The 23,141-nt window shown below is 45.6% G+C and carries 18 protein-coding genes and 1 pseudogene; 18 read left to right on the top strand and 1 reads right to left on the bottom strand.

Annotated features, from left to right (window positions below; all coding sequences use genetic code 11):
- Nucleotides 1-13: 13 nt before the first annotated feature.
- From T360_RS15995 to T360_RS0108150, 8 genes are all read left to right on the top strand, one after another.
- Nucleotides 14-844 (top strand): DUF4595 domain-containing protein, encoded by an 831-nt coding sequence (locus T360_RS15995; RefSeq protein WP_081772748.1) that lies wholly within the window; start codon nt 14-16, stop codon nt 842-844.
- A gap of 857 nt (nt 845-1,701) precedes the next feature.
- Complete coding sequence (locus T360_RS0108180; RefSeq protein WP_028912342.1) at nt 1,702-3,462, top strand: DEAD/DEAH box helicase family protein; 1,761 nt, start codon at nt 1,702-1,704, stop codon at nt 3,460-3,462.
- A gap of 7 nt (nt 3,463-3,469) precedes the next feature.
- On the top strand, nt 3,470-3,892 hold the full coding sequence (locus tag T360_RS0108175; protein WP_028912341.1) for a hypothetical protein: 423 nt from the start codon (nt 3,470-3,472) through the stop codon (nt 3,890-3,892).
- 691 nt (nt 3,893-4,583) lie between these two features.
- Complete coding sequence (locus tag T360_RS0108170; RefSeq protein ID WP_028912340.1) at nt 4,584-4,886, top strand: M13 family metallopeptidase N-terminal domain-containing protein; 303 nt, start codon at nt 4,584-4,586, stop codon at nt 4,884-4,886.
- A 150-nt stretch (nt 4,887-5,036) separates the two neighbouring features.
- Nucleotides 5,037-7,418, top strand: coding sequence for a TonB-dependent receptor domain-containing protein (locus T360_RS0108165; protein ID WP_028912339.1), 2,382 nt, complete (start codon nt 5,037-5,039; stop codon nt 7,416-7,418).
- 34 nt (nt 7,419-7,452) lie between these two features.
- The gene (locus T360_RS14975) at nt 7,453-9,834 is read left to right on the top strand and encodes a TonB-dependent receptor (protein WP_081772747.1); all 2,382 of its coding nucleotides are present in this window, start codon (nt 7,453-7,455) and stop codon (nt 9,832-9,834) included.
- Between the two features lie 131 nt (nt 9,835-9,965).
- Complete coding sequence (locus tag T360_RS15780) at nt 9,966-10,526, top strand: LiaF domain-containing protein (RefSeq protein WP_081772746.1); 561 nt, start codon at nt 9,966-9,968, stop codon at nt 10,524-10,526.
- A 131-nt stretch (nt 10,527-10,657) separates the two neighbouring features.
- Nucleotides 10,658-12,802 (top strand): outer membrane beta-barrel family protein, encoded by a 2,145-nt coding sequence (locus T360_RS0108150; protein ID WP_036929193.1) that lies wholly within the window; start codon nt 10,658-10,660, stop codon nt 12,800-12,802.
- Here T360_RS0108150 and T360_RS15775 read toward each other — a convergent pair.
- On the bottom strand, nt 12,797-14,401 hold the full coding sequence (locus T360_RS15775; RefSeq protein WP_051523471.1) for a LytTR family DNA-binding domain-containing protein: 1,605 nt from the start codon (nt 14,399-14,401) through the stop codon (nt 12,797-12,799). The genes T360_RS0108150 and T360_RS15775 overlap by 6 nt on opposite strands.
- Before the next feature lie 132 nt (nt 14,402-14,533).
- On the opposite strand from T360_RS15775, the gene T360_RS14960 reads away from it, so the two are divergent.
- From T360_RS14960 to T360_RS0108090, 10 genes and pseudogenes are all read left to right on the top strand, one after another.
- A complete protein-coding gene (locus tag T360_RS14960; RefSeq protein ID WP_036929190.1) occupies nt 14,534-15,748 on the top strand; it encodes a transglutaminase-like domain-containing protein in 1,215 nt (404 codons plus the stop codon).
- Between the two features lie 9 nt (nt 15,749-15,757).
- Nucleotides 15,758-16,279 (top strand): hypothetical protein, encoded by a 522-nt coding sequence (locus tag T360_RS0108135; protein WP_028912337.1) that lies wholly within the window; start codon nt 15,758-15,760, stop codon nt 16,277-16,279.
- 27 nt (nt 16,280-16,306) lie between these two features.
- Nucleotides 16,307-16,876 (top strand): flavodoxin family protein, encoded by a 570-nt coding sequence (locus tag T360_RS0108130; protein WP_028912336.1) that lies wholly within the window; start codon nt 16,307-16,309, stop codon nt 16,874-16,876.
- A 22-nt stretch (nt 16,877-16,898) separates the two neighbouring features.
- Nucleotides 16,899-17,768: pseudogene (locus T360_RS16535) on the top strand (GNAT family N-acetyltransferase); the annotation flags it as partial.
- Nucleotides 17,769-17,810: 42 nt separating this feature from the next.
- A complete protein-coding gene (locus T360_RS16530; RefSeq protein WP_081772757.1) occupies nt 17,811-18,248 on the top strand; it encodes a pyridoxamine 5'-phosphate oxidase family protein in 438 nt (145 codons plus the stop codon).
- Nucleotides 18,249-18,369: 121 nt separating this feature from the next.
- Nucleotides 18,370-18,984 carry an alpha/beta hydrolase gene (locus T360_RS0108115; RefSeq protein ID WP_028912335.1) on the top strand — a complete coding sequence of 205 codons (615 nt, stop codon included), beginning with the start codon at nt 18,370-18,372 and terminating at the stop codon, nt 18,982-18,984.
- A complete protein-coding gene (locus T360_RS0108110; protein WP_231488136.1) occupies nt 18,977-19,522 on the top strand; it encodes a GNAT family N-acetyltransferase in 546 nt (181 codons plus the stop codon). The genes T360_RS0108115 and T360_RS0108110 overlap by 8 nt, the downstream gene beginning before the upstream one ends.
- Nucleotides 19,519-20,538, top strand: a complete 1,020-nt coding sequence (locus T360_RS0108105; protein WP_028912333.1) for an acyltransferase family protein — start codon at nt 19,519-19,521, stop codon at nt 20,536-20,538. The genes T360_RS0108110 and T360_RS0108105 overlap by 4 nt, the downstream gene beginning before the upstream one ends.
- A gap of 76 nt (nt 20,539-20,614) precedes the next feature.
- On the top strand, nt 20,615-21,109 hold the full coding sequence (locus T360_RS0108100) for a cysteine hydrolase family protein (protein WP_028912332.1): 495 nt from the start codon (nt 20,615-20,617) through the stop codon (nt 21,107-21,109).
- A gap of 523 nt (nt 21,110-21,632) precedes the next feature.
- Nucleotides 21,633-23,141 carry a S41 family peptidase gene (locus T360_RS0108090; protein WP_081772745.1) on the top strand — a complete coding sequence of 503 codons (1,509 nt, stop codon included), beginning with the start codon at nt 21,633-21,635 and terminating at the stop codon, nt 23,139-23,141.

Genomic DNA, 23,141 nt, shown 5'->3' with positions numbered 1-23,141 from the left:
AAACATTCTAATTATGAACAAAAGATTTTCATTTCTGAGCCTGCTATTGGGCTTATTCATATGTGTAACAGTATTTAGTGCCTGTGGGAGCGATAATGAGCCTAGCTCTGGAGGTAATAGTGGATCTGGATCTTCTGAAACGCCCCAATCCTCCAAGCATGTTGTCAAAATTACAACAGAAGAAGGGAGCTCTTTTTATGAGTCTTCGTTCTCTTATGATTCACAAGGTAGGGTAACTAAGATTATTGAAACAGAATCAGGTGCTGGTACAAACAGCCATTCAGAAAAAACATATCAATATGGAGAAATGCTTATTGTAACCAAAAGTGTTATGGAAGAGACGTATTCTAATGGACAATCTTCCTCTCTTTCTGAATCTCATTCATACACACTTGAAAATGGTAGGATAGTTAAAGATGAAGAAATACAGGCATATAATGGAAATAGCAGTAGCTCTATAGAAACATTCTCTTACGATGTAAATAACTATTTATCATCTATAAGCAGCAAAGGTTCTAATATTGAGAGTAAAACTAAGATCATTACGTGGTCTGATGGAAATTTGATCAAACTGGGAGACAGTTCATTTGAATATTCAAATTATCCTTGGGCAAAGGGTTTCCCATTCTATCTTAAAGGTAGCAATACGGATGCTAATTTGTTCGCGATGGGCTATTATGGGAATATCCCCAAAAATTTACCATCAAAATACACTTACTCTGAGACTAGTGATTTTACATATGAATATTCCTTTGAAGGTGGTTATGTTACTAAAGTTGTAACAACACCTTTTGTTGAAACGAATAAAATTCAGAAATCAATATCGACAATAATATGGGAATAATTTTCTGATTGAAAGTGGAATTAATGAAAATTGCAAAATAATTGCTATCAAAGACAAAGGAACTTTCCAAATCGGGGGTTCCTTTGTTTCTTTTCTTGCATGGAACACTTTTTTTCAGAGCTACCCTACTAAAAGAGAGAAAAAATTCCAACACAAAATTATTGATCAAATCGACCGATTTTGATGTTAACATTTTTTTGCTTTGACAACTTGAAGTCAGCAGATACATTTATTACAGACAATTGAGGGGAAAGAGAAGACTCTCAAAAGGTACTAGTTGCAATTTGTACTTTGGAATATTTTTCATGATTATATGCTTTATTTTTTGTTCAGATGTTTTTCTTTTTTTTGTCTTCTCTGGAACCTCTTTTTTTAGTGCAGCTATAGAACATATTTTTTCAGATCATACTATAGAAGTTAGAAAAATATTCCTTGGACTGAAAATGCACTTTGTTCGCCGTATTTGGGTACAGTCACAAACTCTAGGAAGAAATGGTGTTTCAGACCAACATTAAGCTAGGATAGAAGCTACTTGAATAAGGTACACTTCACTAATCTATACTTGAAGAACATACACGGTGATTTCTGATTTTTAAAGAGGCTAAAAAATAGCTAGAACCACTTGAAAAAGCGAGAAAGAAAATGCCGTTGAAATCCCTGTGAGATAATCACTAAAGACACTATCAGATATATGGGGAAACGGAGGGCGTAGAAATGCGTCCTTTGTTTTGCCCCGCAGTAGAACATTTTTTTTCAAGGCTACTATATAAAAGCATGAAAAAAATTCTGTTCTAAAAATGAAGATGAAATCATAGTCAGCAGATCCTTCTTTTTTAACTCCATAATCTGATTGTAAAATGGAAAATATTATTAATGGCGGAAATGCTCGTTATTTGTCAGAGCTTCCCGATTTTAAAGATGGCTTACCTCATGGGATAGTCAACAAAACAAAAACAGACGTTGGTGGTACATACGTCGCCGCTAACTGTAGATCAAACTATATCATCGTGTGTCCGTTCAGGGACTTGGTGGATAGCATAGCAGCAGATAAGAATAACAAATACGATGTCTTCAAGTGTTATGGTGGAGTCAAAGAATATCAGTTCCGAAAGTACATCAAGGAACACAATATTTACAAGATTGCCGTTACTTATGACAGCTTAGACAAGCTATTGAAATGGATGGGTAATAACATAGATGGTTGGAAAGTCCTGATAGACGAGTACCATTTAATTCTAGAGGACATGGATTATCGAGAATCTGCTATTGTAAGAATGTGTTGTAGCATACAAAAGTTTAAGCACTATACTTTCCTTTCAGCTACTCCGATTGATGAAGACTACGAGATTGACTTCTTAAAAAAATTACCTCATTACAAGGTTGTTTGGCCACAAGGAATACCAATTATCGTTAGAAAAATAAAAGCTACATGTTTACCACATGGACTAGCCAGACTGATTAGAATTTTTAAAGAAGAAGGAATCTACCTGCCAGATATATGTGGAGAGAGGAAGAAGGTTGAGCAACTATTCATCTTCTTAAACTCAGTTACGACCATTAAACAAGTTATTGATACACTTGAACTAGAAGAGGATGAGGTGAAGGTTTGTTGTGCCCAAAGGCAAAGAAACAGACTAATACTCGGGAGGTTCAAACGAGAATCCGCTATTACACCGAACAAAAGGATCAACTTCTTTACCAAAAAGAGTTTCCAAGGCTGTAATCTGTTTTCTAACAATGGACTTATCATCGTAGCTAGTGACGTACACAGGACACAAACGCTGGTGGATATATCAACTACGATGGAGCAGATAAGCGGTAGACTCAGAGAGAATGACGAGTACCACAACATCTTTCGAAACACAATGGTACATATCTTCTCAACTAACAACAGTGTTTTGTCACAGGCTGAGTTTAAAGCAGAAATGAATAGGAAAGAGGATGCAGCAGTACGATTGTTATCCTTACAGAAGAAAGCTGACGAGAATGAATTAAAAGCTCTCATCAAGAGGGTCAACATCGAGAATGATATATTATCTATAGAAGAAGGTCGATTAGTGCGCAATGAATTGAAGAAGAAGGCCTTTATCAGGAAACAGAAGATAAGGGAGGCATACAAAGACGGAATAAACCTGAGAGCTGCCTATAACAAGTCTGAAAAGTTCGTGCAGGCAAAACAGGAATACTGGGATGAGTTCGATTTATTACTAGCACGGGCTATAACGATCTCATATGAACAATTACTAAGAGATTACTTGGAACATCCATCAGAACAATACGAAATCGAATATCCAGAGTTCAAGGACTTCAAGTGTTACCTTAAAGAAACAGAAATGAATAGCTGCCGCTGGAATAAAGAGAAGATGATGCAGAAAGTAGAAGATAAGAAGAAACTCCAACAGGCTTTTAGGGCTATATACCAAAGGGGAGCTTTCATCAGTAATAAAGAAATGAGAAGGCTACTCACCGAACAGTTCAATAGGCTTGGGATCAAGTTATCTCCTAAATCCACTCAAATACTCAACTGTGACATATACCATGTTGAAAAACACTGTCATTACATAAATAAGAAAAGGGTAGATGGTTACGAACTAGGCGATATGCTATTTAACTTCTAATCATATTATGCTCTATTTTATTAAGAGCGGAGACTACTGTAAGGTGGGATTCTCCAGAGACGCTAAAGCATTTTTCAGCAGGATGAGGACATATCTAACGCATAATCCCTCATTCCAGATACTAGATTTACATAAAGGAGATATGAATGACGAGCAGATGATACACGCATTTATACCAAAAGAGCTATATCATTATGGTGAGTGGTGCGTGTGGGACAAAGAGATTGCCCAGATATGGCTAGACTATTTCAAAATAAAACCAAAGAATGGCATTGAAGATTACTTCTATAACAGAAATAAGAAGGCCAATAAGGCCATTGTTGAAAGATACGAAAAGACTCCATACCTGAACTTCATTAGATATTTCAGCACGGAGTCTAATTTGGATCTCTCACAAACACAGCACGAAAAGTGGAGAGTCCATGAATGAATGAGACTACCGTAAAAATTGAAGGGACATAATTCGTTAGAAATACGGATTATATCCCTTTTCTTTTTTCACATTTCGATAATTTAACTGAATAATAGCTGTTTTTTCACCAGAAAGTGATACCTTTGCAGAGCATTCCAAAGTTTACTTATAGTTTACCAAGGATTGGCACTAGAGATCATTAACGTGGTGATAATCAACAGGATATAGGGCTCTCAGAAGAGATTGTGGTTCTGAATGTCGTGGGTTCGAGTCCCACCGGGCACCCTTCAAAATGAATCCCTGTAAGTTAAAAACTTGCAGGGACTTTTATTTTCAAACACCTTTAATTTTAATGGAACATTTTCAAATTGTTCCATCAAAATTAAGCCCAAAATGCCATAAAAAACCACTGAGTTTCACATAAATCCAACTGCCTTATGTATGTATTTTTTTAAGAGTCATAAGCATTCATTTCAATTATTGTCCATGAACAAAATCGCCACAAACAACCGAACGAAATCGTCACAAACAACCGAACAAATTCACAGCAGACGACCGAAAAGTTACTAAAAAATTTGGATAATTCATTATTAATCAGCAACTTTGCCCACAAAATCGACAACGAATAAAATGATGGATAATATTTATAAACCAAGAATTGCCGATAGACTGTTGGCTCGCAAGCTGGCAGGTAAAGGTGCAGTGTTGATTGAAGGACCTAAATGGTGCGGCAAGACAACGACAGCGTGCCGTCGCTACCATCAGTGGCAATCTGGGCGAAACCATCGGCAAACTCTACGTCAAGAAATACTTCCCCGAGAGTAGCAAACAGCGTGTTTACCGTCTGGTGAAGGACTTACAGCAAGCCTTCGAGGACCGTCTGAAGGAGAACACCTGGATGAGCGACTCGACTAAAGCCAAGGCTCTGGAGAAGCTGCACGCCATGCACATCAACGTAGGCTATCCCGACAAGATGTTTATCCCCAAGGAGAAGCGAGCATTAGTGTGGTAAGTGCCATTCGTCACAGATCTACCGTTTATCACACCATTCGTCACAAACCCCTGCATAATATCCCACTTATGCAGGGGTTTCTGCAACTATCTGTAATTTTGCAGCGTCAAACTGACAAAGTTTGAGTTGAAAAAATAAATTAATGAAAGTATGAAGAAGTTGAATTCTAGACTGATGGCCCTGATGGCCGCAATGATGATGACGCTAACAAGTTCTGCTGATACACAAGATTGGGGCGGACGTGTGATCGACGAGAAAGGCGAACCCATGCCCTTTGTAAACGTCGTGTTGTTGTCGCTACCCGATTCTGCATTTGTACAGGGCTGTATGACTGATGAGCAGGGCATGTTTAAAATCGTAACCGATGTGAACCAAGGTTTGTTTAAGGTAACCAGCGTGGGCTACCAGACCTTATATATTAAGGCCGGTCAGAACCTGACCATCCAAATGAAAGAGGACACTCAGTTGCTCAAAGAGGTTGTGGTCAAGGGACAACTGCCTAAAACCCATGTTAAGGGTGATGCCATGCGCACTACTGTGGCTGGAACCATCTTGGAGAAGGCAGGAACGCTGAGCGATGCGCTCACGAAAATCCCATCGCTTGAGGCTGGTGACGAAGGGGGCATCAAGGTGCTGGGTCGTGGCGATGCCGAGATATACATCAATGGCCGAAAGTTGCAGGACATAAACGAACTGGCACGTATCAGTTCTGACCAGATACAGCATGTAGATGTGGTTCAGAATCCTGGTGCCCGTTATGCTGCATCAACCAAGGCTGTGGTTCGTATCACCCTGAAGAAGGCTCAGGGCGAAGGCATCAGCTTTCAGAACAAAACTCAGGGCATGTATCAGTATGGCTGGTCGGCAAACAATCTGCTTGACGTGAATTACCGTACGGGTGGACTCGACCTTACAGCCACTTTCTGGGCTGGTACCTATGGTCACACCAAGAGCCTGCAAGAGGATGATATGTTCTATTTGGTCGGCGAACATAAGGAAAATGAAATCTATGGTTATTCCGTGCAGGAAACCCGACATAAATGGAAGGGGCTGACGCCACAGTTGCAGATTAACTATATGTTTAACGAGAATCACAGTTTGGGTGCGTTATACAAGTACGACTATCATCCCAATGGCACGCTTACCAGCCAGTTTAATACCGACGAGTATCAGGATGGCGCCTTTATGGAGCGTTCGGAGAGCGACGTATGGCAGGACGAGAAGTTTAAGAAGCATATCTTTAATGCCTATTATAATGGTAAGGTGGGCAAATTGGGCATCGACCTGAATATCGACGGACTTTTTGATGATACTGAGACACCAGGTCACACTCGTGAACTGGCTTGGGCCGATGTTGCAAAAACGGGCAGTTATGATGTGCGTAACATCGAAAGCAATACCAAGAGTGCCAACAATTTCTGGGCCTCAAAGCTTGTTTTCAGCTATCCTGTATTCAAGGGCAATCTCTCGTTTGGTGGTGAGTATTCGTACAACCATCGTACCGATGCCTACTCGTTCGAGTCGTCGGAGGCTGTGCCTGTAACAGCTACCGATACAGAGATTAACGAGAAGTCGGAAGCAGCCTTTATCGAGTATGGACATCAGTTCGGAAAGCTATTCGTTCAGGCCGGTTTGCGCTACGAGCATCTGAAGAACGACTACTATAATTTTGGCAAACGCGATGATGAGGTGAGTCGAAACTATGGCGACTGGTTCCCTACTGCCACCATCTCTGCACCGATTGGCAAGGTGCAGATGTCGCTCTCGTATCGTCGCGACATTCAGCGCCCAGCTTATGGAAACCTCACCAGTTCTACCATCTATCTGAATCGTTATGCTTATCAGAGTGGTAACCCCACACTGCGCCCTATGTACACCAGCAGCGTTGTACTTAACGTGGGCTATAAGTGGATGGGTATCTGCGTGGATTACGGACGTGTGAAAGATAATACAACGATGTCATCTGAGCCATATCCTGGTGCCGACGATCCACTGGTATGTCTGGTACGTCCTATCAATACCGAGGAGGATTATAACCAGCTGAGTTTTAATCCATACGCCAGTCCTACCATTGGCTGCTGGCATCCCACATGGTATCTGTATCTGCTTTTCCAGAATTACAAGGCACCTACAGCCTACGATACCACAATCACACTCGATCGCCCTTACCTGCAGATAGGTTGGGATAACACCATCGTGCTGCCAAAGGGTTGGCGCATCAATGCCGGTTTGCGCTTCACTCCCAAGGGCGATGTGGGCAACTTCCGTTTGCTGAAGGCTCAGGGACGTGGCGACATTGGAGTGCAGCACGACATCAACCTGCGCCGTCTGGGCTCGCTCACCCTCGACCTGCGTTGTAACGACCTGTTTAATACCGACGAGACCAAGGCTACCTTGTATGGTCCACGTGAGTTGACTATATTAAATCCTACCCGTCGCACCTTTATGGTAAATCTTACCTGGAAGTTTAACGAGGCTCGTTCTAAGTATCGTGGAAGCGGTGCTGGCGAGAAACAGAAGGCACGCATGTAATTAGAATTGATAATTGAAATATTAGATATATAAGATGAAAAGATTATTTTTAGGAGCAGCTATGACGATGCTGCTCATCCCTGCAGAGGCAGGGGCTCAGACCAATTCTGCGATAGAGCAGCATTCGGCCATAGGGCAAACGGTTCGCGGACAGGTTTGTGATATCGCTTCGGGCGAACCAATGATTGGAGTAACTGTCACAGTAGAGAACGGTAGCACTTTGGCTACCGTCTCTGATGTAGATGGAAATTTCGAAATTAAGCATGTGCCCGTGGGCCGCCATTCCATCAGAGCCAGTTTTGTTGGTTACGAACCTGTAGTGCTGAAGGAGCAGCTGGTTACGTCGGGTAAGGAGCTGGTCGTCAACCTGCGTATGCGTGAGAGCATCTCCGAACTGAGCGAGGTGGTCATCAAACCTCGTGTCAACAAGCAGTTGCCACTTAACGAGATGGCACAGGTTGGTGCTCGTATGTTCAGCGTCGAGGAGGCCAGTCGATATGCTGGTGGTATGGCCGATCCCGCCCGTACAGCCTCGATGTTTGCAGGTGTAGCTACAGGTGGTGCCACCAATGGCATTTCTATTCATGGAAATTCGCCCCAGATGCTGCAATGGCGCGTTGAGGGTGTCGAGGTGGCCAATCCTAACCACTTTGCCGAGATAACCGAAGCTGGTGGCGGTGTGTTTACCTCGCTCAATGGTACCGTGCTGGCCAATAGCGATTTCCTCACGGGAGCCATGCCGGCCGAGTATGGTAATGCCCTCTCGGGTGCTTTCGACATGAAGATGCGCGTGGGTAATAATACCAAGTACGAGCATGCCGTGCAGGTTGGTACGCTTGGTGTCGATTTCGCTTCCGAAGGTCCTTTGGCCAAAGGTTCAAAGGCCTCGTATCTGGTAAACTATCGCTATAGCTTCCTCGAGATAGCCAAGAAACTGCACGCCATCAATATGGAGAACGAAACGCTCGACTATCAGGACCTGAGCTTTAAACTCAATATGCCCACCAAGAAGGCAGGTACCTTTGCTGTGTGGTTTACCGGACTGATCGACCACTATGAGAATAAGGTACCCGATGTGTCGGAGTGGGAAACGCTGTGGGACATGAACGACTCGTGGTCGCGCCAGCGCAACTGTGCGTTGGGCTTAAACCATACCTACCGTTTTAAAACCGGTGGTACACTGCACTCAAGTGTGGCATTTACTGGCGCCTATCGTAAACTGGGTGTTAGCGACTATGATGCCGAGATGCATCAGATGCCCAATATGGCTGGACGCAATTCGCAGTGGAATGTGATTATCAGCACCCAGCACCAGCACAAGTTCTCATCACGATACACTATGCAGAATGGCTTTGAGCATCAGCACTTGGATTTCCACACTTGGCTGGATTACATCCATTATACGGGTGGTCCACTCTATCGTGTGTACGATTCTGAGGGCAATACAGGTCTTACCCGTTTTTATACCAACCATAAGGTGGCACTCAGTCGTCGTCTTTCAGCTGTGGCAGGTGTCAATGTGATGTGGTTTAACCTGAATAACCAGTGGTTGGTCGAACCTCGTGTCAGCATGCAGTACAAGACCTCGCCATCCAGCACCCTCTCGTTGGCTTATGCGATGAATAGCCGCAAGGAAACCACAGATACCTACTTCGTTCTATCCACTAACACCCAACACCCAACACCTAATAACGATCTCGGACTCACCCGTTCGCACCATATCTCAGCTTCGTTTGCCCAGCGCTTGGGTGATAACGCCATGCTGAAGATTGAACCCTACTGGCAGTGGCTGTTCGATGTGCCTGTAGAGTTAGGCTCCACCTATTCTATATTAAATCATCGCCAGTTCTTCCAGGATCGTGCTTTGGTAAACGAGGGCGCTGGTCGCAACTATGGTATCGACTTTACCTTGGAACGCTATCTCAAGGATGGCTTCTATGGCATGATCACTGCCACGCTGTTCAAGTCGGAGTATCGCGATGCTCAGGGGCAGTGGCACCACTCGCGCCACGATCGCCGTTACATTACCAATATCCTTGGCGGTAAGGAGTGGATGGTTGGAAAAACAAAGAAGAATGTATTTGGTGTCAATGTCCGTTTCACGTTGATGGGTGGCGATCGCTATACACCCATTCCCGCTGATATCACCTTCGAGGATGTGATGAAGCGCCCTGATAAGTCGATTCCAGAAATCGATGGTGTCGATCCCTACACCAAGCAGAAGGGCATGAATTTGGGCTCTGCTTTCTCGGTTAAGTACACCATCAACAAGCGTCACACCTCGCATCACTTTATTCTCGAATACCTGCAGATAAAGACGTTCCAGGGGCAGACGTTCGACCTGCGTACTCACGAGATTGTAGATAAGTTCACCTCGCTCACATTCCCCAATATTGCCTATCGTGTGGAGTTCTGATGACTGCAATAAGTTCATTCGTCACATAATTGTACCGAATATCCCAAAAATTAGGATTGTAATGTAGGTTTTTATACTTTTGCAGCATCAAATAATCGAAACGTAGAATTTTTTAAAAGAAGAGAAGTGTTATGAAACCAAGAACGATTATCGGATTAGTTTTAGTTTCGGGCGGTCTGGTTAAGCTGGCTACCATTTGGGGATTGATTCAGTGGGAGTGGTTCGAAACAATGTCTGAAGGGCCATGGTGCATGTATTTCAGCATCTTTGTTATTATGTGGGTAGGTGCGCATCTGATTGTAGATAGTTACCGTCGCGACCCCGATCAGTGGTTGCAGCGCCCCCTGCCCATCGGCGAGGATGGCAAGCGCATCTGCTGTAGCGTGCATTACGGTGGTGACGAGTATATCTTCCGTGGCGAGCAGTTCCATGGCGCCCGTCTCGATGCCTTCTGTGGTGGCATTCGTATGGATTTGCGCGAGGCTGTGATTACCGAGGACGAGGAGATAGATATCCACACCTTCTGTGGCGGTGTCGAACTCTTTGTACCGGCGCATGTCAATGTATTGGTAAAGAGTCGCAGTTTTATCGGCGGTGTGGGCAATTCAACCGTTCATGTGCCCGATAAGAACGCCCCATGCCTGCATATTGTGGTCAGCAATTTCTTAGGTGGTGTTGATCTGAAAAACTAGAATTGAATAAGGTTTTATTAATATTAAGTTAGATTTTTTTATAATTTCAGCAACATCCGTCGCGATGACGCATGTTGCTTTCGTTTTTTGCTTGAAGAGTTATCGTTTAACTAATATATAATTACTAAAGTATGAAGAAAATGTTTATTGCCGCAGCTCTGGCCCTTGTCAGTACGACAGACTGGGCTCAAACGCCACAGGACTCGATAGAATCTGTAGACAAGTATTTAAATCTGAAGGAGGTCGTCATCAAAGGCGGCCTCCCCAACACCCGTCTGAAAGCAGGTGCGATGGTTACACGCATTGAAGGCACGGCGCTGGCTTCGTCGGGTTCGTTGGGTGAGTTGTTGGTGAAAGTGCCAGGTATGACTGGTACCGACGAGGCACCTGAGGTGCTGGGAAAAGGTACACCTCTTATATATATTAATGGTAGAAAGATGCGCGACGATAGCGAACTGAAGCGATTACGTAGCGAGGATATCAGGGATGTAGAGGTAATAAACAACCCTGGTGCCCAGTATGATGCTCAGATTCGTGCTGTGGTGCGCATACGTACCAAGAAGCAGAAGGGCGAGGGACTGGGACTGAACGCAACACTCTCGAACGAGCGCGACTTGCGTTATGATTTCGACCGTCCGCAGGTGAAGTTAGGTGCTAACTATCGTAAGGATGGGATGGATGTGTTTGGACAGGTGTATTTCTACCACCAGGACCACCGCCAGTATAGTACGATTGAGGATAAAACCATGACCGACAAGAAAACATTTCTGCAGTATGGTCCTTACTTTATGACGTGGAAGTACAACCAACTTAATTACAGCGCTGGTGTGAACTGGCAGCTGAATGATAACCACTCGCTGGGTGTGCGTGCCGACCTGACTCACCGCCCTAAGAGCGGTACCAACCAAGTGATATATGATGAGGATGTGACAGAAAACGGTGTGCTGATAGACCATCTGTACTCGCACCAGACCAGCAGCGAAACCAAACCTTTGGGTATTCTTACTAATACCTATTATAATGGAAAGGTGGGGAAACTGGGTATCGACTTTAACTTCGACTTTATGAAGGGCGGTACCGATACCGATCGCGAGAATGTGGAACTGAGCCAGATACAGAATGATTTCGTGCGTAGTCAATCGGGCACGGATAGCCGAATGTTCGCGGCTAAGCTGGTGCTGTCGTACCCCATCTGGAAGGGTTCGCTGGATGCAGGAACCGAAATGAGTTTTGTGAAGCGTAATAATACCTACTGGATTGACAAGGCTACTATTGCCAACACCGATGCCGACATCAAGGAGAATAATATTGCGGCTTTTGCTGAATATGGTTGCGACTTTGGCCATTGGGGACAGGCTAGTGCCGGACTGCGTTACGAGCACACGCTCCTGGATTACGACGATGCCAGCAATAACGACTTTCTGCATCGCTCGATGGATGAATGGTTCCCCACTGTTTCGTATGCGGTGACGCTTGGGAAGGTGCAGGCTGGACTCTCCTATAGCTTTAAGACCGAACGCCCCAGCTTTTTTGCCATGAACGATGCCGTTACTTACATCAGTCGCTATACCCTGCAGGCTGGTAACTCACAGCTGCTGAACGAGCGCATCCGCGACCTGACGCTGAACGTGGCCTGGAAATGGATCAACTTCTCGGCCTCGTACGAATATACCAAGAATGCGATTATCCAGTGGACATATATCGACAATGCCCAGGAGGATGCGACGCTTGTAAAGCATCGTAATCTGGATAAACCTATCAAGGTGCTGAGTGCTTACTTGTCGCTGACACCACGTGTGGGCATCTGGTCGCTCAATGCCACACTGGGTGTTGACAAACAGGATTTGTATCTGGATGTAGAAGGACCGCACAACAACAAGTATCGTGTGTATTGCAATAAGCCCAAGTTCACGGTGAATGCCTTTAACACGTTTATACTGAAGCATGGTTGGCAGTTTGATGCCAACGTGATGTTCCGCTCAAAGGGTAGCTCGTATAATTTCTACAACGATACCAACAGCCTGCGTTTAGGTTTCTATGCGCAGAAGAGTTTCCTGAAGGACCGCTCGCTGATAGCACGTGTGGGCGTGATAGACTGTCTGCAGCGTTATCATGTGAACGAGGTGGGGGATCTGGGCTACAATCAGTTCCGCCAAACCAATCGTTACTCATCTCACAAGCTGGTAACAACGCTGATTTACCGTTTTAATGCTACTCGCAGTAAGTACAAGGGCACAGGTGCTGGTAAGGACGTGCAGGCTCGCATGGGGTCATAACAGATCCTTAATCGCAGCCTTGATCTGTGCCATATTGCTACGCGAAACCGGAACGGCATCGTGGCTGTATTTCATAATGAGCTGGGTGGTGCCAGCGCGAGAGATGATCTGTTCTACCTGGTCGAGGTTGACGATAAAGGCACGATGGCAGCGCACCATCATCGGATAGGCTGCTAACTGCTCCTCAATCAGTTTGGAGGTGGCACGCAGCATGTCGGTTTTAATTTTCTCATTAAGCAGTTGGTAAACTTTCACATAGTTGCCAACTGCTTCTATATATATCAGATTGGAAACATCGAGCGCCAACGTGTCGCTGGTTGAGCCAGTCAGTGTGATGCGGGCAGGAGCTGCCTGTTCGGCTGTAGCAACGGGCGTTTCCTTGCGAACAGTTTGCAGACTCTTTAACTGCTCGTTCAGCAGTTTCAATTCTTCTTCTTGCTTGGCGAGCAGTTTCTTGCGCTTCTGGGCCAACACACTCAGGCCGAAGATGATGCCCATCAGGGCTAAGGTGAGAATCAGGAAGAAGATGAGCTGGCGCTGGCGCGAAACAGTGAGCATCAGTTCATGGTCGCGAAGGTTGTGCATCGACCACTCTTTGGCCTCGACCACAGCCTCGCTCTTTTCGCGGCTATCGCGCTTGTTGTTGGCATACTCGGCTATCTCCGTCATGTCGTAACGGCCAGTGGTGGCATAGTTCAGCACCATGCGATGGGCCATCATACAGAAACGGGTGGCATCGGTAGCTTTTTCTTCATCAACCATATCCATATACTGGCGTGCCTTCTGTTTGTCGCCTTTCAGCAGCCAGGCATGCGACAGCGAGAAGAGTGCCCCTATCTGGTTATCTTCAAGAACCGTAGAATGCCGGTAGTGGTCAAGCAGATATTCATGCATCTTGATACCTTTATCCAGCTGGCCCATGGCGATGAGCATATCGGCATAGTTGCGCATCACATCGTTCCAGATATAGATGGAATCGGCGGCTGTATCCCTGTAAGCTACGATACGTTCCATCGTGGCGATGGCTGCATCGTAGTTGCCGTGATAGAAATACTCGATGGCCAGACTGTTAAGCAACTTGGCCTGGTTCTTATCGCCACCATCCAGTTTCACTACCTCTTCGGTATAGCGCTTCAGTCCCTCCAGATTGCCTTCGAGCGATTCCATGCGGGCCAGACTTCTGAGTTTCGAGATGGTGCCAGTGCGATCGCCGGCACGTCGGCTCTCGTCTAACGACAGGCGCATCATGTCCTTGGACTTGTCGAAACTGTCGCGCCACCAGTAGTACGACGATGCCAAAGCATGGGCCTTGCACAGCATGGCACTATCCTTATCCTGATAATAGTCGATGGCATAGAGCACCAACGAATCTTCGGACAACGATTGGTAGGACCCAATATGTGCCTCGGCCGTTGCCAACCAGTAACGTGCCTTCCATTCGCCTGATAGGTGGGTGGCATCTTCTACCTTATTTAATAAGCACAGAGCACTGTCGGCATTCGAGCCAATCATAGTCTCAGCTTCGCTGATAAGCTGTTTGTCTGTCTTGCTGCATGCAGCCAATAGTAATGTAATGAATAGATAATTAATTCGTTTCATGCCGCAAAAATAGTGTAATTCTGCGATTTGACCAAGCGATTCATCACAAAAGTACGCAGATTATCCCAAATTTTTGCTCATTCTTGCAACTATACTTATCTTTGCAACGTCAAATGATAAAAACTGGAAAGTATGAATAAACTTAAATTATTGATGGCATTGACCATTGTGATGATGAGTGCTATGAACACAAAGGCTCAGAATCAACGAATGATGGACTTTCAAAATGAGTTCTCTAAGTATCAGACACAGTATCGTGACCAGATGCATAGTGGAAAGCACAAGGATGCGCTGGCCCCACTGGCAAGTTGTATCGCGATGCTCGACACCACCACGATTTTCAAAGTGGCCCCCATCCCCGAGGGAGCCATTCTGGAGCAGAAAGGACTGCTGTACTACGACCAGGCATGCTGCTATGCGATAGTGGGACAAAAGAAACAGGCGCTTGCGGCATTGGGGCAGTCTGTCGAGCTGGGCTATAAGGATTATAATAATATGGTGAACGACAACGACCTCGTCTCGCTGCGCAAGGACAAGAAATACCAGGCGCTACTGGCGCAGGTGAAAGACCGTCAGCCGCTGAATGTGCTGAAGAAGTCAGCCCCGTATGCAAAGGATGATGCGAAGGTAGAGTTCCGTTATCAACCCAAGATATCGAACAATCTCTGCAAGGTTCGCGATTATTTTAAGCTCGATTCTGTAGCAGGTCAGGGCGACGAACTGTCGAAGATTATCAATCTGCTGCACTTTGCCCACGACAACATCCGCCACGACGGCAGCAACCAGGCGTTTGCCGAGTTGGATGCCATCGACCTTTACAACTATTACAAGGCTACTGGCAAGGGGGTGAACTGCCGCCAGCTGGCCATATCGCTCTGCGAGATGTACCTGTCGATGGGCATTCCTGCTCGCTATGTGACTTGTATGCCTGCCGATTCGCTCGACTATGAGTGCCATGTGATTAACACGGTGTGGTCGAGTCAGTTGCAGAAATGGCTTTATATCGACCCCACGATGGATGCCTGGGTGACTGATGAGAACGGCACGCTGCTTAGCATCGCCGAAGTGCGCGAACGACTCATTAACAACCAGCCCTTGGTGCTTTGTGAGACAGCCAACTGGAACCATGAGTCGCAGCAGACAAAGGAATACTATTTGGAAACCTATATGGCGAAGAACCTGTACTACTTTGTGTGCAAGAAGCTTAACCGCTTTAATCCTGAGAGCGTCTATCGCGACAACGATCCTGAAGGTGACGTTAGACTTATACCAGTAGGCTTCGTTAACAACAATTGGAAATGTGATACCACTACCGACCCAGAGGTATTCTGGGCAAAACCAGAATAAATAGTTACAATGGCGATAACAAGTGAGAGATTGAACCAGACTTTTAGTGAGGGCGGAGCTCAGGAGATATACCAAGAGATTAAGGCGAAAGGTGATTTTCTGGGCTTTGCCCAACGCTATGCCTTCGACACCGACTATCGTGTGGCGAGAACTGCTTTGTGGGGACTGACCAAAGCTAAGGACGAAGAGTTGTCGGAATTGAAGGTGATATACAATGAGCTGATAGATCAGGCCATGCAGACGGAGAACTCGTCGGTGAGGCGGCTAACGCTGAACATCATCGAAAAGCTGAAAATGGACGAGGATGATTTGCGGACTGACTTCCTTGATTTCTGTTTCGAGCACATGGTCAGCATCGAAGAGTTTTCTGGCACCCAAACGCTCTGCATGAAACTCGCCTTTCGCATGTGCACCTTCTATCCAGAACTGATGGACGAGTTGAAACGTACCCTCGAAGCGATGGAGATAGATTATTATAAACCCGCCATAAAGTGTCTGCGTAAAAGGATTTTTAGTGGGCAATACAAATAAAATAGATTTTTGAGTACAAAAGAGAATATGAACATTCTGATTATAAATGGCAGTCCTCGGAAGAAGGGGCTGATTTCCCAGATGCTAGGCATCATGCAGGAGGAGGCTAAAACGCGAGGCGATACGGTGGAGATGGTCTATACCAACGACCTGACCGTGAAGCCTTGCACAGGCTGTATGGCGTGTCGCACGAAGCAGAAATGCGTTCTCGCAGAAGATGATTCGCAGCGGGTGTTGAAGATGATGCAGCAGGCTGATGCGATCATCATGGGTGCACCTTGCTACTGGGGCAACATCCCTGGACAGATGAAACTGATGTTCGACCGTCAGGTGTATGGCATGATGCGTGATACTAATCGTTTTCCAGAACCGCTGATGAAAGGTAAGAAGGGTATCCTTATCAGCACCTGCACTACGCCATGGCCTTGGAACATTCTGTTCAAACAGTCGCGCGGAGCTATCCGTGCCATGCGTGAGATAGCCCGCTATGCAGGTTTCAAAATCGTAAGTACCATCGAGCGTGGCGGCACAGCCATGCATCCCGCGCTGACCGAGAAAGACAAACAAAAGTGCCGTAAGGCTATCAATAAGTTGTAAATAATTAAAATCAAAAATAACAATGATTATTAGATTAGAAGATACAAAAGACTATCGTGAGGTAGAGAACCTGACGCGTGAGGCATTCTGGAACGTATATCGTCCTGGATGCACAGAGCATTACGTGCTCAATCAGTATAGAACCAATCCCGACTTTATACCAGAGCTGGATTTTGTGATGGAGGTAGATGGAAAGATCATCGGTCATGTGATGTTTTCGAAGGCTGAACTTGTGCTTGATGATGGCAGCAAGAAAGCTTCGTGGACATTCGGCCCCATCAGCATTCATCCTGCCTACAAGCGCAAGGGCTATGGTCTGAAGTTGCTGCAATATGCCTTGGATAAGGCTCGCAACATGGGTATCGGCTTTATCTGTATGGAGGGTAACATCGAGTTTTACAAACATGCAGGCTTCGACCTTGCCAGCAAACTGAACATTCACTATCATGCCGAGCCGAAAGATGCCGAAGTGCCTTATTTCCTGGCTCAGGAACTAATTCCTGGTTGGCTTAAGAACAATGGTATCGCCGAGGCAACCTATTGCCCTCCCAAGGGCTATTTTGTAGCCGATGAAAACCCAGAGGCTTTCGAGGCTTACGAAGCCAGTTTCTCTCAGAAGGAGAAAGCATTCAAAGAGGGCCAACTGCCACAGTTCTGCCAGAGTTGCGGCATGCCGCTCACAGAAGATGTCCTCGGCACGAATGCCGACGGCACGAAGAACGAAGATTACTGTATGTACTGCTACAAGGATGGAAAATTCTTGCAGGACTGCACGATGGAAGAGATGATTGAACATTGTGCGCAGTTTGTTGGTGCAGTAAACGAGGGGCTGGAGAAGCCCATCACCAAAGAGGAGTATATCGGTATGATGAAAACGTATTTCCCCCAGCTGAAGCGCTGGCGCAAAACGCTGAATGTTAGTAGCGATGAAGTCATGACTGTTAACCCCGCTTTGGCAGGCGTCAAAGAACTCATTGCACAGATGGCCGACAAACAGCCCATCACTTACATCTCATCGGTCGATCAGGACGGATTCCCTTGGACCAAGGCCATGTTGAAGCCACGCAAGCGTGAGGGTATCAAAACCTTCTACTTTACAACCAACACATTCTCAATACGTGTGGCTCAATACAAGGCTAATCCCAAGGCAAGCATCTATTTCTGCGATGCCAAAGGCTTCAAGGGTATGATGCTCAGAGGTACGATGGAGGTGCTGACGGATGCTGCCTCGAAGGAGATGATCTGGCGCGATGGCGACACAGAGTACTATCCAGGCGGCGTCACCGATCCTAATTACTGCGTATTGAAATTCACTGCTACCGATGGCCGTTTCTACAGCGATTTCTATCCACGCAGTTTTGTAATTGAGTAAATGATGAACAACAAAGCACTTGTCGTTATCCAGTCATATCGAGGTTCGGATTGAGAATGCCATTCTCGGGGGAAGCGACCGCTGTACATTCCGAATAATGCACGTAAGCGAATAACAAGACATGAAGGTTGTTGAATTAAATATTGGCTCTACGCCGGCGCTGATTATTGGCGAAAAGAGCGAAAAAGTATTCCTGTTTGTGCATGGGTTGCATGGACATAAGGAAGAGGCATTGGCTTTTGCAGAGGTGGCTGTGCCCAAAGGTTATCAAGTTATGGGTATCGACCTGCCTGTAGAGCGCAAGCCTTGGGAGGTACTGCCTTTGCTGAACGATATCTGTGATTATCTATATGATAATTGGCAATCGGTATCTGTTCGTGCTAACAGCATAGGTTCGTGGTTTACGTTGTTGGCTTTCCAGAGCAAGAAAGTGGAGCAGGCATTGCTTGTCTCTCCAATTCTCGATATGAAGCGGTTTATAGAGCTGATGCCACAGCGCGAGGACGACTATTACGAGTGGGTTGTTAATAATCCAATTACAAGTTGGGTTGCGCCCACATACATTCTTCGCCCAGAAGTGGACTTGATTGTCAGCGAGGAAGTAGGTCACGACTTCATCAGTCAGCATCAGTGTCAGGTCACTATCATGCCTGATGGAGAACATTGGTTTCATACGCCAGAACAGCTTGCTTTCCTGAAAGCATGGGAAGAGAAAACGATAATATCAAATGAATAGAATTACAATGGAAACAAATCGTATCATATTGCGCTCTTGGCGCGAATCGGATGCGGAGACACTGTATAAATGGGCTTCTGATCCTGATGTGGGGCCTCGTGCAGGATGGCCACCTCATCAGAATGTGGAGGAGAGTCTGGAGATTATTCGCACTGTATTTAATGACGTGCTGCACACATGGGCTATTGTTCTAAAAGAGACTGACGAGCCTATTGGCGCTATGGGGTACGGCCCGTCGTGCGAGTGCGATCTGCCGGCCCGCGAGGGTGAACCGCTCATTGGTTATTGGGTGGCCAAACCCTATTGGAATCAAGGTATCTGTACGGAGGCGCTACAGTTGATGTTAGACCATATCCGACAAACGACGGACATCAAATCGCTAATCAGTGGTCATTTCGTTGACAACCCCGCTTCAGGCCGAGTGATGGAGAAATGTGGCTTCGTCCCTACAGGTGAAACCTGCATCGATGCGAATCAGTATCAAGGTGAGAATAGGCCAATTAGAGTGTTGAGACTGGAAATTAGAAACAAAGAATGAAACGATTTTTATATCTGGACAATCTGAAAGTATGCCTGACGGTGCTGGTGATATTCCACCATGCTGGTCAGGCATACGGTGATGGCGGAGCCTGGGCCTATACGCCCAGTAATCCGGCCGAGGTGATGCCATGGATATGGCATTTCTTCTCAGTAAATGCAGCCTTCTTCATGGGACTGTTCTTTCTGATCTCTGGCTATTTTGTCCCTGCGAGTTACGATAAACAGGGAGCCTCGGTATTTGTCCAAAAGAAACTGATACGCCTGGGCATCCCCCTGTTGGTGATGGGAGGATTGTTATCGGTACTATCAGGTAAATTCGAGATTGGTCACATGTGGTATATTGAGAGTCTGCTGGTGTTCTGTCTTCTCTATGCCTTGATACGATTGATATGCAAGCCCATCAATGGTAAGTGTTCGTCGAAACCTACCATCATTGGCCTGCTGATATTCGGTGGCATCATGGGCATTGGCAGTTATCTGATACGTTTGGTCAGTCCGCAGGATCATTGGATATGGCCTTTCGGTATCATCCCCTTGCCAATGGAACCAGCTCATTATCTGCAATACGTGATGATGTTCGTTGTCGGCATTCTAACCAGTCGCATTTGTTGGCTTGAGAGAATTTCCAAAGCCACAGGATTTCTGTCGCTTGTGATAGGATGTTTGTTAGCATTAGGCATCTATCTGCGTGATGGCGGTGAGTGGAACGACTTTGTCGCTCAGTGGTTCGGCATCTACGAGTCGTTACTTTGCGTATTCATTAGTTTCGGACTGCTCTGGCTGTTTCGTGAGTACGGAAATTGGCACAGCAAGTTCTGGCAGTGGTGTGCCGCCCAGGCTTACGGAGCTTACATCGTCCATCTACTACTGATGATATCTTTGCAGAATGCAGTTGACGGCATCTGGATGGGAGCATTCGGCAAGTTTATGTTTATTGGAGTTGCCATCAGTATAGCATCCTTTGGGCTTACTTGGTTGCTGCGGATGATTCCTGGTTTTAAGAAGGTACTATAACTAAAAGATATAAAGACGAGATAGTCAATCCATGATTAACATGGGGTTATATGGAGAAAAATAGAAAAAAAATAAAATGACACGAAACAATAAAGCACTTGTCGTTATCGACATTCAGAATGATATCACCAAACACTATCGTGACATCATCGACAATATCAATGCAGCCATCGAATGGGCTGTGGCAGAGGGTATGCAGGTTGTGTATATTAAGCACAACAACATCACCGCTGCTACGAGAACGTTCAAGCCAGGTAGCAAGGGCGAAGAACTGGTTCCTGAGATGAAGGTTGTGTCAAACAACATCTTCGTGAAAACGAAAAGCAATGCCCTTACCAGCGAGGCTTTTTCTGCTTTCATAGCAGCGAATGGCATCCATGAGTTCTATATTGCTGGTGCTGATGCTACTGGTTGCGTAAAATCAACGTGTTTCAATATAGCCAAGGCTGGATACTCGGTTCATGTCCTCTCCGACTGTGTCACCAGCTATGATTTGAAAAAGTTACCAGAGATGTTTGCTTATTACGAAAGCAAAGGCTGTGAGGTGAAAACGCTTGCCGATTATAAATAATTTTGGAATCTATGCGCTATAGAGAAGAAGCAATAGAATGTGTTAAGGATCATGTTCTCCAGATACATAAGCAAATATATGCCAAGTATGAAGGGGATTTTGACAGGATCTATACGGAAGGGTACAATAATAAGTCATATACTGGTAGAGTGATTGAGCCAGGAAAGGTATATGAACTGAGTTATCTGGAATGTTCGTGCCCTAAAGTAAAATGTGGGCAGAGAAAAAATCCGCAGCAGTGTGAGTGCTCACGACAGAGCATTCTATATATCTTGTCACAACTTGAACCAAACAGTCATTTCGAAGTGCACATCGAGAATACCATTCTCAGGGGAAGCGACCGCTGCACATTCCGAATAATGCGAGTAAGCAAAAGCTGAATCAAATTTGACTGAATCATGCCGAGCGATAGCATTATGCGCTAAGCAGATAACAAGACATGAAGGTTATTGACTTAATTGTGTGTGCCAAAAAACATTTGGCTTCTAACTTCTTTTATCTTCACAACGAAAGTTAAATAAATATGATAAGAACAATAGTAAAATTTGCCCTATTTGTGGCGACACTTGCAAGTGCACAAGGGCTCGAGGCACAAAACAGTTATATATCCCAGCAAGACAGTTTGCTTCAGGATTACGACTATTTCTTCAGGCAATTGGAGCAGATACATCCCGATCCATACAGCGCTTTTGGCGGGAAGGACGGCTTTGACAAAGCAGTGAAACGACTGAGAAATGAGCTGGCCAACTGCGACTCCTTGACACCTAACGATATACATGTTGAGGTAACCAAACTGATATCCGCACTCCACGACGGACACACCTATATAGGGAATGCTAAAGCGCCAAAGAAGATAGAAGATCAATGGGTACCGCTGAAATTTCAAGTTATTCCCGAAGGCATCATTGTAAACGGATATACTCCAGAACTGAAGGCGTTAAAGGGAGCAATGTTGTGCGAGGTGGAAGGGAAATCATTAGAATCGGTACTTGATCGCTTCGACAAACTTGTTGTTTCTGAGAATCGCTATGGACTGATGGGGTATGCTTGCAGAAACATTGGCAACACCAACACACTGCGACAACTATTCCCCACATTCAATAAGAATCAGATCTCAATGAAGTTCCGTATGACTAATGGCAAAGATACACTCGTCAGTCTGCCTTTCTATCCCAACGGCCCGTTGTGGGAAAACATAGTATGGACATCTACTGATGAGCGGTTCCCCAAAAAGAACTTCGAATACCGCTTTGTAGATGACAACAAACAAACGATGGTGATGTGCATCAACTCTATAGTGAGTGCCGACATACCAAATCTCGAAAGCTACGGTTTGAAATCGGATGTGATTGTGGCTGATGCCTTCGCCAAGATGCTGCGCGAGATGAAAGCGGCTAACAGTCAGCGTCTCATCATCGACCTGCGCAGCAATCATGGAGGGTGGACGATGATTATGTATGCAGCGCTGTACGAACTCTACGGAAAGCGTTTCATGGATACCGACTTAGGCATGCACTATGCCACCAAAGTATCAGAGGGTTGGCTCAAGAAGAATAACACTACCTTAGAACAGTTCAACCAAAATAGTGGAACATCGTTGAAGATGGGTGATTTCATTGAACGACCATCAAACATCAGCAGCTTCGACTGGTTCATGTGTGCCGACATGAACATTCTCAAAGCACAAAACGGTGAGCCCATCTACACACCAAGAGAAATCTATGTGGTTACCGACGTGCATACCTTCAGCGCCGCTTTCCATACCGCTTACATGCTGTGGAAGATGGGAGCCAAGGTGGTAGGTGTTCCTTCGGGGCAGGCTCCAAACACGTTTATGGAGGTCACACTATTCAAGTTACCGAATACTGGTCTTGAATGTTCTGTCTCCAACTCCCTGCAGAGTTTCTTACCCACAGATCATCCTATGGCGAAGACTTTCATCCCTGGCATTCAACTGTCGTATGACGACTATCGCCAGTTCGACTTCAGTAAGGATGCAGAATTATTGTTTATAGAAAAGCTAACGAAATAA

This window comes from Prevotella sp. MA2016 (genome assembly GCF_000619825.1).
In the GTDB taxonomy this organism is placed as follows: Bacteria; Bacteroidota; Bacteroidia; order Bacteroidales; family Bacteroidaceae; genus Prevotella.
Note: the sequence above shows the minus strand (reverse complement) of the source record. Positions and strands in the feature narration are given on the sequence as shown.